The 11,420-nt window shown below is 70.3% G+C and carries 12 protein-coding genes; 7 read left to right on the top strand and 5 right to left on the bottom strand.

Annotated features, from left to right (window positions below):
- The first annotated feature begins 62 nt into the window (after nt 1-62).
- Nucleotides 63-452, top strand: coding sequence for an ArsR/SmtB family transcription factor (locus tag ACWIGU_RS23930; RefSeq protein WP_454403739.1), 390 nt, complete (start codon nt 63-65; stop codon nt 450-452).
- Nucleotides 453-627: 175 nt separating this feature from the next.
- Here ACWIGU_RS23930 and ACWIGU_RS23925 read toward each other — a convergent pair whose 3' ends face one another.
- The 4 genes from ACWIGU_RS23925 to ACWIGU_RS23910 form a co-directional block, all read right to left on the bottom strand.
- A complete protein-coding gene (locus tag ACWIGU_RS23925; protein ID WP_454404011.1) occupies nt 628-1,779 on the bottom strand; it encodes an MFS transporter in 1,152 nt (383 codons plus the stop codon).
- Between the two features lie 59 nt (nt 1,780-1,838).
- On the bottom strand, nt 1,839-2,414 hold the full coding sequence (locus ACWIGU_RS23920) for a Chromate resistance protein ChrB (RefSeq protein WP_454403738.1): 576 nt from the start codon (nt 2,412-2,414) through the stop codon (nt 1,839-1,841).
- Nucleotides 2,415-2,522: 108 nt separating this feature from the next.
- Nucleotides 2,523-3,938: an ATP-binding protein gene (locus ACWIGU_RS23915; protein WP_454403737.1), complete on the bottom strand. Its 1,416-nt coding sequence runs from the start codon at nt 3,936-3,938 to the stop codon at nt 2,523-2,525.
- Entirely contained in the window at nt 3,935-4,606 is a 672-nt protein-coding gene (locus tag ACWIGU_RS23910) for a response regulator transcription factor (RefSeq protein WP_454403736.1), read from the bottom strand. The genes ACWIGU_RS23915 and ACWIGU_RS23910 overlap by 4 nt, the downstream gene beginning before the upstream one ends.
- 171 nt (nt 4,607-4,777) lie before the next feature.
- On the opposite strand from ACWIGU_RS23910, the gene ACWIGU_RS23905 reads away from it, so the two are divergent.
- From ACWIGU_RS23905 to ACWIGU_RS23895, 3 genes are read left to right on the top strand one after another with little or no spacing between them, the layout of a single operon-like run.
- Complete coding sequence (locus ACWIGU_RS23905) at nt 4,778-5,470, top strand: DUF4956 domain-containing protein (RefSeq protein ID WP_454403735.1); 693 nt, start codon at nt 4,778-4,780, stop codon at nt 5,468-5,470.
- A complete protein-coding gene (locus ACWIGU_RS23900) occupies nt 5,467-6,336 on the top strand; it encodes a VTC domain-containing protein (protein WP_454403734.1) in 870 nt (289 codons plus the stop codon). Before ACWIGU_RS23905 ends, ACWIGU_RS23900 begins: the two co-directional genes overlap by 4 nt.
- Nucleotides 6,333-7,205, top strand: coding sequence for a phosphatase PAP2 family protein (locus tag ACWIGU_RS23895; protein WP_454403733.1), 873 nt, complete (start codon nt 6,333-6,335; stop codon nt 7,203-7,205). Before ACWIGU_RS23900 ends, ACWIGU_RS23895 begins: the two co-directional genes overlap by 4 nt.
- 461 nt (nt 7,206-7,666) lie before the next feature.
- On the opposite strand, the gene ACWIGU_RS23890 is transcribed toward ACWIGU_RS23895, so the two are convergent.
- Nucleotides 7,667-8,842 carry an epoxide hydrolase family protein gene (locus ACWIGU_RS23890; protein ID WP_454403732.1) on the bottom strand — a complete coding sequence of 392 codons (1,176 nt, stop codon included), beginning with the start codon at nt 8,840-8,842 and terminating at the stop codon, nt 7,667-7,669.
- A gap of 100 nt (nt 8,843-8,942) precedes the next feature.
- Between ACWIGU_RS23890 and ACWIGU_RS23885 the strand changes: the two genes are divergently transcribed.
- The 3 genes from ACWIGU_RS23885 (at nt 8,943) to ACWIGU_RS23875 (ending at nt 11,305) form a co-directional block, all read left to right on the top strand.
- Nucleotides 8,943-9,518: a CGNR zinc finger domain-containing protein gene (locus ACWIGU_RS23885; RefSeq protein ID WP_454403731.1), complete on the top strand. Its 576-nt coding sequence runs from the start codon at nt 8,943-8,945 to the stop codon at nt 9,516-9,518.
- A 319-nt stretch (nt 9,519-9,837) separates the two neighbouring features.
- Entirely contained in the window at nt 9,838-10,275 is a 438-nt protein-coding gene (locus tag ACWIGU_RS23880; RefSeq protein WP_454403730.1) for a hypothetical protein, read from the top strand.
- Between the two features lie 103 nt (nt 10,276-10,378).
- Entirely contained in the window at nt 10,379-11,305 is a 927-nt protein-coding gene (locus ACWIGU_RS23875) for a hypothetical protein (protein WP_454403729.1), read from the top strand.
- The last annotated feature ends 115 nt before the right edge of the window (nt 11,306-11,420 follow it).

The raw sequence follows: 11,420 nt of genomic DNA, 5'->3' as shown, positions 1-11,420 counted from the left end.
ACAGCTCCCACCATACAGGAACGTATGAACAGGTCTTCATGTGTCATGAGTATGCTGTCCCTATGGGCCACGGAACCGACACCGCCAGCAGCGCCACCAGCCGCGAACGCCTCGACGCCGTCGGCACCGCCGACGTCGCCGCCACCCTCCAGGCCCTGGCCACGCCCTCACGGCTGTACATCCTGGCCCGCCTCCAGGAGGGCGCGTGCTCGGTCGGTGAACTCGCCGACGCCGTGGGCATGGAACATTCGGCCTGCTCCCACCAACTGCGCCTGCTGCGCAACCTCGGACTGGTCACTGGCGAGCGCCACGGGCGCTCGATCGTCTACGCCCTGTACGACAACCACGTCGCCGAACTCCTCGACCAGGCCCTGTACCACGTCGAACACCTGCGCCTAGGAGTCCGGGACACACTCCCGGCCTCGACCGAAGCGGCGCCGACAGGCCTGTAGGCGCAGCTTTCGTAGGGCCTGTCCTGTGCCCCGTCAGCTTGGGATGCCACCGGGCACTCTCTCCGGAGCCACTCCACGCATGCGCCTCTGGTCAACGCATGCGCATCTGGCTTGGTGTTGGTGACAACGTGCTGACGCGAGGCTACGAGAAGGGACGCTGCGAGCTGAGTGCGGGTCAGCGGTCTCGCCCTGTTGTGCAGCGGGCGGCGATCCTTGCGGTCGTGATGAGGGCGGGTGCTGCGACGAGCAAGGCGAGTGTGGCGTAGCCGCTGGTGAGGGAAGCCGCAGCGGCGACGGTGGCAACGATCAACGGGCCGCCGGCGTCGCCGAGTTCGCGGCCGAGTTCGGCTGCGCCCATGGTCTGCCCGAGACGTTCGGTTGGAGTCGCCGCGGCCAGGGAGGCGAAGCCGAGCGGGGTGATCAGTCCGGTGCCGGTTCCGATCAGGGCGGCGGCCAGGAGGACGCCGGTCAGGCCCGGAAGGATGGCGGCGGCCAGTCCGGCGGCGGTGATGAGCAGGCCCAGGGTCAGGCCGGTCCGGGAGGTCAGTCTTCCTGCGTCCAGTGCCCGGCCGGCGCGGGGTTGGACGAGTGCGGCGCAGGCCGCGAGGACGGATACGGCGGCGCCGGTGGCGAGTGGACCCAGACCGGCGGCGGCTCCGGAGACGGGCAGGAAACCCACGCCGACGGACAGGGCGGCGGTGGCGGCGGCCAGCGCCATGGTGGGCCGCAGGAAGGCGCGATCGGCCAGGCGTCGGGCCAGGTCGAGGACGGTCTGGCGGGCGCGGGGCAGGGGCGGTACGGACGGGACCGCGAGGGCCGCCCACCCTGCGACTGTGGCCGCGAGCGCCGCCAGTACAGCGAACAGCAGCGTCAGGCCGCCGGTCCAGACCAGGAGGCCGCCCAGCAGGGGTCCGGTGGTGTAGCCGAGGCTCTTGTAGAAGCCGTAGGTGCCGAACGCGCGGCCGTGCTTCGCCTGCGGGTTGAGCCTGGCGACCAGGGCGGAGGCGGCCGGGGAGAACGCGGATGCGGCCGCTCCCTGGCCCAGTCGGGCGGCCCACAGCCAGCCCGGATCCCGCACGATCACAAAGACCGCGGAGGCGGCGGCGAATGCGGCCAGTCCACCGAGCAGGACCGGCCGGGCGCCGATACGGTCGGCCAGCGAGCCGAACACCGGTTTGAGGATCACCTCCGCCCCGTCGTACAGGGCCAGCAGCAGCCCCAGGTACAGCAGCGACCGGGTCAGGCCGGCGTCCGCCTGGCCGAGGCTGGCAGCGATCCCGTGGGCTCCGAAAGCAGTGGTGAACCCGGCCGCGTACAGCGGCCACATCTTCCGCGATGCCTCAGTCGCGGGTATCTCTCCGCTGTCCCTGCTCGTTGAGGGCGCGGTCATGGCCGGCCGCCGTCCGTGCCCGGCCCGAAGGCGTGCAGGGCCGTGAAGACCCGCTCGGTGTAGTCCTCGAACCGCCGGGCACACTCGGCGAGCCGCTGCTCGGCAGCGGCGGCGCCGGGGGCCCCGAACACGTCGCGGGCCTTGAGGTCGCGGTGCCAGCGCCGCAGCCGCTCCAGGCTCTGCTCCTCCTCTTCGAGTTCGGCGAGGGTGAACTTGGCGGTGCGGATCTCCTTGTCGATCTCCGCCTCGTACTTGCCGCAGTCCGCCACGAACTCCGCCCAGTCCTCCTCGCGGGCGGTGGTGAACAGCGCCTGGAAACGGGCTGCATCACCTGCCTCACGTCCACTGGCCCGCAGCACGATGGCCTCGCCGTCCGCGCGTTCGGCCAGTTCCAGCGCCCGCTGCACTCCGTCGGCGAATACCGGCACCTCGGGCACGGCCCACACACCCTGACCCAGCGAGAGCGCGCCGACCCGGCGCAGCTCCCGCCACACCGCGACCCGATGCCGGGAGGGCTGCGAGGGAAGCCGCAGCACCAGCACCACCCACTGCGTCATCGATTCGGCATCCACCAGATAAAAGTAACACCCGTTACATCGCGTGAGGGTATGTCTGTCACCTGGGGGAGAGGGCGGGACGGCTGTACAGAGGACCTGTGCGTGGATGTGGCTGCCCTGGGGTCAGCAGGGGATGTCGAGGCTGACGGCGGCACCGTTTGGGGTGTTCTCGGCGCGGGCTGTGCCGCCGTGGGAGGAGGCGACGGCGGCGACGAAGGCGAGGCCGAGTCCGGATCCGGGGCTGGTGCGGCTGGCCTCGGCACGGGTGAAGCGTTCGAAGGCTTTGGGCAGGAAGTCGGCCGGGAACCCTGGGCCTTCGTCGGTGACGGTGAGGCGCAGGTGTCTGTCGTGGGTGGCCGCGGTGATGTGGACGTCGCCGCGGCTGTGACGCAGGGCGTTGTCGACGAGGTTGCCGATGGCCGGACGGATCCATGAGGCGTCCACCTCGACGGTCGCGGGTGCGGCGTCGACTGTGATGGTGCGGTGGTCGCGTGCGGCGGCTGCCTTGTGCGGATTGACGGCGGAGGCGATGAGTTCGGGCAGGTCCACCGGGGCGCGGGTGACGTCGTCGGTGGCGCCGAGCTGTTCGAGGTCGAGCAGGGCGTTGGTGAGGTCGATGAGGCGCTGGACCTCGGTGTCCACTGAGCGGAGGGTCCCGGTGAGTTCGGTGGCGGAGCGGGGGCGGTGCAGGGCCACGTCGAGTTCGGCGCGCAGCAGGGAGAGCGGGGTGCGCAGTTCGTGGCTGGCGTCGGCGAGGAAGCGGCGTTCGCGTTCGGCGGCGGCTTCGAGGCTTGCGAGCATGTGGTTCAGGGTGTGGCCGAGCCGCGTGAGTTCGTCGTCGCGGTCCTCGGGAACGGGAAGTCGTAGGCCGGAGGCGCCGTCGGCCAGGCTTGCGGCGCGCCGGCGGTAGCGCTCTACCGGGTCCAGGGCCGCACGGGCGGTGCGGTAGCCGACGTAGGAGGCGGCGATCAGGGTGAGGCCCGCCGCGACGGCCAGCTGGGCGAGCAGTTCGCGCAGGGCTTCGTCGCGGTGCCCGCGGCGCAACGCGGCCACCGCGATCACGGTGCGGTGGTCGGGGAGTTGGACCTGCTGGGCTTTGATCCGCAGTGTGTGCGGGTCGAGCGGCAACAGCCCTCCGATGTCGCGGCGGATCGTGGCGCCGTCCGTGACGGAGGTGATGTCGGCGGGGGAGAGCAGTTGCTTCGTACGGACGAGGCTGCTGGCCTCGACGACCCGCCCACGGCTGTCCAGGATCTGGTAGGCGCTGCCGTCCGGGCCGCCGAGTTTCCGCCCCGCATGGAGGTCGTTGAGGAGGTCGTGGTTGTAGGTGGCCAGGTCCGCGTCGAGCTGCTCGTCCAGGGCGTGCTGGACCCGCCAGTACACCAATCCGGTCGCCCCGCCCAGGACGACGGACATGGTGACGGCGACAGCCAGGACCAGGCGCTGCACGATGGGCAGCCGCTGCCAGCGCCGCAGGCCTCGCGGCCGGCCGGTCGGGGCGGCATCCACGTGCGGTGTCGCAGGCGGCGGCGCGCTCACGTCCGGGTCTCCAGGCGGTAGCCGGTGCCGCGCAGGGTGGTGATGCTGTCCCTGCCGAACGGCTTGTCGATCTTCGCGCGGAGTTTGGAGATGTGTACGTCGACGGAATTGCTGGTCAGGTCTGCCTCGCCGTCCCATGCCTCTTCCAGCAGGCGTGTCTGGCTGACCACCCAGCCGGCGTTCTCCATGAGGATTTCCAGGACGGCGAACTCGTGCCGGGACAGATCCAGCTCGGTGCCGGCCCGCCACGCGCGGCGTTCATCGGGGTCGAGGACCAGGTCGCCGACCTCGAGCCGGGCGCCGAGGGCCGGCCGACGGCGGGAGATCGCTCGCAGCCGCGCGCTCAGTTCCTCCAAGGCGAAGGGTTTGACGAGATAGTCGTCGGCTCCGGCGTCCAGTCCTGCGACGCGTTCGGTGATCGCGCTGCGGGCCGTCAGGAGTACCAGGGGGACGTCGTTGGCCTCTCGGCGCAGGGTGCGGCAGACCTCGACGCCGTCCATGCCGGGCAGCATCACGTCCATGACGACCGCGTCCACCCGAGGATCGCGCGCCGCGTCGAGCCCGCTGGGCCCGTCGTAACATCCCTCGGCGGTATGCCCGGATTCACGCAGGTATTGGACGATCAGGTCGGCCAGCCGAACCTCGTCCTCGACGACCAGAAAGTGCACGTCGGAGGGTAACCCGGCGGGCGTGAGCCGCCGCGCGCCCCTCGGCACTCCGGGGCACCGCCAAGGCTTCATGGTCTGTTAATGCGTCTTCTCTAGCGTGCGTCGCCTTACGGCAGTAGCCGGTTTCGACCGCCATCAGGGCGGCCACTGCCAGGAACGGAGACCACGATCATGCACGCCGCGACACTTCTGCTCGCAGACAAGTCCCTCGCCTCGGCACTCACGCCGGGAGACCTGATGGCCCGCGCCGGCCTGGATGTCCTGGTGCTGCTGGTGCTGGTCGGCTGGCTCTACCGGCGCCGCCGCTCGGTGCCGGAGATGCCGCTGGCCCTGGCCGCGCTCAACCTCGGTCTGTTCGCCGCGATGACCGCGATCAGCGCCGGCAAGTTCCCCTCCGGTGTCGGGTTCGGTCTGTTCGGGATTCTCTCCCTGGTCCGGCTGCGCAGCGCCGCCTTCACGGTCCGCGACGTCGCCTACGCCTTCATCGCACTGGTGATCGCGCTGAGCAACGGGCTGCCGCAGCGCGAGACCTGGATGATCATCGGCATCGACGTCGTCCTGCTCCTCGCGGTCCTGGTGATCGACGCCCCGGCCTCACACCAGCCCACCCGCGTCACGAAGGTCACCCTCGACCGGGTCTACCGCAACCCCGAGGACATCCGGGCCGGCCTGACGGCCAGGCTCGGCACCGCGCCACTCGCCGTCGAGGTCGACGAGATCGACTACGTACGGGAGACGACCCGCGTCTCCGCCCGCTACGTCGTGGACGACAGCGCGCGCGTGTTCGTCCCCGGGCAGCGGGACGGGCAGGATGCCTCGCTGGTCCCGGTCGATCCGGCGGCCGGTGAGGGGAAGTCGCTGTGACCATCACGCCCACCGCAGCACCCGATACCGGGGTGGCGGCCCTGCCCCGTGCACGGATCACCGAGCTGCTGCACCTGGACGGGTTGCGATCCGCCTCTCTCGCCGAGATCGATGGCGCGGCCGCCCTCCAGCACCGGGTGGACCGCAAGTACCTGATACCGGCCTACTCGGCGGACCAGCTGATGTCCCAACTGGCCGAGACGCACCACGTCCTGGACATCCAAGGACGCCGTACCACCGCTTACCGCACCACCTATTTCGACACCGAGCACCTGGCCGCGTGGCGCGCCCACACACAGGGGCGCCGCCGCCGGTGGAAGGTGCGCACCCGGCTGTACGCCGAGGACCTGCTGTGCCGCATGGAGGTCAAGACCAAGGACGGCCGCGGCGCCACCGTCAAGCACGCCCACACCGTCGACGCTGATGCCTATGGGCGCCTGGAAGCCGGCACCGAGGCTGCCGCCTTCGTCGACCGCGTGCTCTGCGACAGCGGGATAGAGGCCACCGCCGCCGACCTCACCCCGGCCGGCGAGATCCGCTACGTGAGGGCCGCCCTCGCCGACCTCGAAGCCGGCACCCGCCTCACTGTGGACGGCGCTCTCACCTGCCACCGCGACGGCCGCACCGCCGAGCTGGACCCCGGCTACCTCCTGGTCGAGACCAAGGGCACCGCCCGTCCCGCCCGCGCCGACCGCCTCCTGCTGGGCCTGGGCGCCAGGCCGGTGTCCATCAGCAAGTACATCGTCGGCCTGTCTCTGCTCGTACCGGGACTGCCCGACAACAATGTCCGCCGCCTCGCCCGCACCCGCTTCCACACCCTCCCGCACACCGAAGCGCCCCGCGCCGGAAGGAACACCCCCGCATGAACAGCCCCCGCCGACTGAAGTGGCAGTACCCCCTGATCGCCGTCGTCGCCGCCGCCGCCTTCGGCCTGGTCCACACCACCGACGCAGCCCCGACTGCCTCCTCCGCCACGGCGAAGAAGAAGCCCGGCGCGACCGACCTGATCAAGGCCGACCCGCCGCCCGTGCTCTTCACCGACGCCCAGGTCGCCGATGTCGCCAAGCAGCAGGCGGCGCAGAAGCACACCGCGGACGCCCTGTTCGCCAAGTGGAAGGCCGCGCACGGCTCCACCCGCGACGACAAAGCGTTCCTGACCTGGGCCGCACAGCAGGTCCCGGCCCCTCCGGGCAAGGCCGCCCGCACCGCCGAACTGCACCAGGTGCAAAGCCTCGCCAAGACCCGCACCGCCGCCGGCAAGAAGGCAGCGACCTGGCTCGAAACCCACGGCAAGAGCGACATCTGGAAGCTCTACGGGCACGACCAGCGTGAACTGCTCCCCAAGGAGCAAGGGGCCGCAGACAAGACCGAGCTGAAGACCGCCCTCAAGCTTGCCAAGGCGATCACCGAGAAGGTGGCCGCCCGCGACAGGCAGCCCGCGCCTTACGTCCTCGACCCGTCCCTGCGCCCCGACAAGCACGTGACGGCAGGGCAGAAGGGCCCCTACTCCTACCCCTCGCGGCACGCCGCCAAGTCCGCCGCTGCCGTCACCCTTCTCGGCGACTGGGCTCCGCATCGCGTACAGGACTACAAGGCGATGGCCGCCCAGGTCCTCTACTCCCGCCTCTACATGGCCGGTCACGTGAACAGTGACATCACTGCCGGCACCCTGGTCGGCGACCTCGTCGGCGACTACTTCCGCAACGCCGCCGCGGCGTCCGCCGCCGGGAAGTAGCCTCCGCCGCGCTCTCGGACGTGCCGGTACGGCCGCGACCCCGCCCCACCCGGAGGGGTTCGCGGCCGGCAGCGCTCTGCCGCCGGCGGCGGTCGCACTCGCCTTCACTCTGGCCCAACTGCTGTTCGTGGCCCCCGGATTGCATCTGGCCTGGGACGAGTCGGGTGTACGTCAGTCAGGTCGCCGCGCAAGGTTCCCTCCGCGTATTTCAGCGCGCCGCGCGCCTGCGGCGGGCCCGTGCTGACCGCACCGCTCACCTCTTCGCAGTTGAGGGTGGAGTCGGGGGTGTTGGCGGGTGGGCGTCGAGGTCTACCGTCCGAAAGACCTCGACATGCTCCACGCTATCTTCGCCGCGCCCTGTCGGACCACGTTCTGCGTTCTCGATGAGCTCAGTCCGGAAGCCGTCGGGCAACGCCTTGAGCCGGATCAGGCGGTCATCGAGTGCCGGCACCCAGCCGCCTTCACCGATTCGCGGCCAGCACGGCCGCGAGGCCCTCTTGCAGATCTTTGACGAAATACTCGGGAACCTCCAGGGACGGGAAATGACCCCCGATTTCCGCCGACCTCCATTGGACGATCTGCCGGTACCGCTCCTGTGCCCAGGGGCGCGGGCACTTCTCGATGTCGTGGGGGTACACAATGATCGCCGACGGGACGTCGACCCGAAGTTCGGGGTCGAGCGAGAGATGGCTTTCGTAGTAGATGCGTGCCGCCGATGCGCCGGTCCGCGTCAGCCAATACAGGGTGACGTTGTCAAGAATCCTGTCTATGGAAATCGTCTCGAACGGGCTGTCTTCCGTATCCGTCCACTCGGCGAACTTGTCGAGGATCCAGGCAAGAAGCCCGACCGGCGAGTCGACGAGCGAGTAGCCGATGGTCTGCGGTCGGGCCGCCTGCAGCTTCGCGAACGCCGCGCGGGGGCCGTACCAGAAATCGCGGGTTTCCTCGGTCCACTTGCGCTCGGCCGCCGTCAGCCCGTCCGTTGTCAGCCCGGGCGGTGCCTGCGCGGTCGTTGTGTGGATGCCGAGAACGTGCTCCGGGAACCTGCCGCCGAGGACCGTGGTGATCGGACCTCCCCAGTCGCCGCCGTGGGCCAGGAACTTGCTGTAGCCGAGCCTCCCCATCAGTTCCACCCAGGCGGCCGCGATCTTTTCGAGTCCCCACCCGGTGGTGGCCGGCTTTTCGCTGTGACCAAAGCCCGGTAGCGACGGGACCACGACGTGGAACGCCGGCGCGTCCGCATCTTTCGGATCTGCCAGCTCGTCCACTACATCGATGAACTCGGCAATGCTGCCTGGCCACCCGTGCGTCATGATCAGCGGCGTGGCATCCGCGCGCGCGGATCGGCGGTGCAGGAAGTGGATTCCCAGACCGTCAATGGTCGTGCGGAACTGGCCGATCCGGTCGAGGCGCTTTTCGAACGACCGCCAGTCGTACCCGGTGCGCCAGTAGTTCACGACATCGACGAGGTCGGCGAGAGGAACGCCCTGTGCCCATCGGCGAGGGCCGGGCTCGGCGCGATGGACCGTCTCGGCCTCCGGCAGGCGCGCCGCGGCCAGTCGCGCGCGCAGATCGTCGAGGTCGGCGTCGGTTGCGTGGGCTTCGAATGGTTGCACGTCGCTGGTTGGGCGGGGCATGAGACCTCCTGGCCATCGCGGCACCGGCTACGACCTCCGAACCGGCTAAGACGGTTCTAGCGTGTATTCATGTCAACGCGCAACCAGCTAAGGTGGTTCCATGCGTACTGGGTTCCCTGACTTCCGTCTCGGTAAGGGGCTGGCGACCAGCTTCACGGGGACTCTGTCGGAGCGTCATGGCGACGCTGTGGAGCGCATTCCCACACCGCACCGACTCGTCGACTGGCTGGCGGTGAGCGGCCTCGCCGTGGACTCCTGCACCGCTGCCCAGCTCGACCTCGCCCGGGAACTGAGGGAGTCGATTCACGCCGCCGCGACAGCGGCCGCGGTCCAGGGCGCTCTCCCTGCATCTGCCGTCCAAGTCATCAATGACCGCAGCGCTCAGGGTCGGGCCGCGGCCATCCTGACGCCCGAGGGTGAGCGGCGATGGCGGCTCAGCTCGGCTTCCTGCGTGGAAGATGCCCTCAGCGTGATCGCCGCCGACGCGATCAGCATCATCGCGGGCGAACGAGACGGAAAATTGGCCTTGTGCGCATCACCCACCTGCCAAGCCGCCTTCTTCGACACCAGTCAAAGTCGCACCCGCAAATGGTGTGACATGAACACGTGCGGGAATCGTCAGAAGAAAGCGCGCTTCCATGCCAACCAGCGCAAAAACCCCAGATCGGCGGAGTGATCGTTATCTCGGTAGCGGCCGTCACGCTACCGGATCGGCTACCCGGCCCTGCAGAGCGTTCTGGCCGGGCTGTAGGCACCCGCATCCTGGGCCAACCCTCTTCTGGCGTGCCGCCACCGGGTGCGGGTGACTGCCGTACACCGGCTGGTCAAGGTCACGCCGACCGGCTCGCGCCCCTCGCTCCCATTTGCCCCCTCTGGCTGGTATCGCCCCGCCAGATCCTCGGCCGGGGACTCGATGCACCCGAGGCGGTTGATACCCCGCCCCGGTATGGTGAGGTGGTGAGTGCAGTCGGCGCGAGGAAGGAAGGGGACGGAACGTGGGCAGCGGACAGGCAGGCAGGCCGGGCATCGCCCGAGTGGTGGCCGTGTGCGCGGTGCTCTTCGGCCTTTTCCTCATGCACGGCTCCCCGGCGAGTGCCGCCGAGGGCTGCCACGGCTCCATGCCCGCACCCGCACCGATGACCGCCGGCCACGATGCCTCCCCGATGACCACGGCTCACGCGCACACCGCGCATCATCCGGGCCCGGCCCTCCAGGCCGCCAGGGCTGCCGGGATGCCCGGGGCACTGTGCGTGGCGACCCCGGCCCACGAGCGGATCCCCCTGCCGGCGCCCGGCCTCCTCGCCGTGGCCGCCGTCACGGCTTGGGCCGCGTGGACGCCGGCCCGACTGTGGGCACTGGGCGGGAACGGGCGGCGCGGACCGCCGGCCGGCGGACGAGATCACCTGCGCCAGGCGTGCATCGCGCGGACGTGACAGGCACACGCCGAACCCCGGCCGCCGGCCGGGACCGGCACCGTGCCCTGCCCTCTCCGCGCGCCACCGGTGTGGTGCGCCCACCCGGAAAGACCCCCCTTCGATGATCTCCTCTGCCCAACTCATCGCCCGCCGCCGCGTGATCGCCGCGAGCGGTGCCGCAGCGGCTCTCGCACTGACCCTGGCCGCCTGCGGCTCTTCCAGCGACTCCGCGTCCATGCCGGGCATGGACCACAGCAGCAAGTCCTCCGCATCGTCCTCGTCCAGCGCGTCGCCCTCGAAGGGCGACATGCCCGGCATGGACCACATGGCTTCCGGCAACGGCCTGGCCGACAGCAAGGACGGCTACCGCCTCACCTCGAAGGACGCCACGCTGCCGTCCGGCAAACAGGCCGCGTATCGGTTTACGGTGACCGGCCCGGACGGCAAGCCGCTCACCGACTTCGCTGTCGACCAGACCAAGCGGATGCACTTCTACGCGATCCGCTCCGACCTGACCGGCTTCCAGCACGTCCACCCGACCATGGCCGCCGACGGCACCTGGAGTGCGGACCTGTCCTCTCTCACCCCGGGCTCCTGGCGCATGTTCGCCTCGCTCACCCCGAACACCGGCACGGGCAAGGGCAAGGACTTCGTGCTCTCGCGCACCGTCACGGTGCCCGGCGACGCCGCGAAGACCCCGCTGCCCGCACCGGCCGCCAGCACGCAGGTCGACGGGTACACCGTCACCGTCAAGGGCGAGCCCATGGCGGGCATGGCACACCCGCTGACCGTCTCGATCGCCAAAGGCGGAAAACCCGTCACCGACCTCGAGCCCTACCTGGACACCTACGCCCACCTGACCGCCTTCCACGAAGGCGACGCCGCGTTCGCCCACCTCCACCCGACCACCAAGGTGAGCGGCGACCACGGCGGACCGGACCTGTCCTTCCACGCCGAGCTGCCCACCTCCGGCAACTGGCGGCTGTTCCTGCAGTTCCAGACCGGCGGCAAGCTCCACACCGCCGCCCTGACCTTGCGCGTCGGCTGAACCCCGGCGGGGGGGGCGCGCCCCCCCCCCCCCCCCCCCCCCCCCCCCCCCCCCCCCCCCCCCCCCCCCGGCGGATTCAAAAACGACGGCGGCCGCGGCCACACCAGGGGGGGTA

The organism is Streptomyces sp. NPDC055400 (genome assembly GCF_053644375.1).
This window is presented reverse-complemented; position numbering and strand designations above follow the sequence as displayed.

What these genes read in the sequence shown, in the direction of transcription:
- ACWIGU_RS23930 (WP_454403739.1), top strand. Translation starts at nt 63, where the DNA reads ATGGGCCACGGAACCGACACCGCCAGCAGCGCCACCAGCCGCGAACGC.
- ACWIGU_RS23905 (WP_454403735.1), top strand. Translation starts at nt 4,778, where the DNA reads ATGCACGCCGCGACACTTCTGCTCGCAGACAAGTCCCTCGCCTCGGCA.
- ACWIGU_RS23890 (WP_454403732.1), bottom strand. Translation starts at nt 8,842, where the DNA reads ATGCCCCGCCCAACCAGCGACGTGCAACCATTCGAAGCCCACGCAACC.
- ACWIGU_RS23925 (WP_454404011.1), bottom strand. Translation starts at nt 1,779, where the DNA reads ATGTGGCCGCTGTACGCGGCCGGGTTCACCACTGCTTTCGGAGCCCAC.
- ACWIGU_RS23895 (WP_454403733.1), top strand. Translation starts at nt 6,333, where the DNA reads ATGAACAGCCCCCGCCGACTGAAGTGGCAGTACCCCCTGATCGCCGTC.
- ACWIGU_RS23875 (WP_454403729.1), top strand. Translation starts at nt 10,379, where the DNA reads ATGATCTCCTCTGCCCAACTCATCGCCCGCCGCCGCGTGATCGCCGCG.
- ACWIGU_RS23885 (WP_454403731.1), top strand. Translation starts at nt 8,943, where the DNA reads ATGCGTACTGGGTTCCCTGACTTCCGTCTCGGTAAGGGGCTGGCGACC.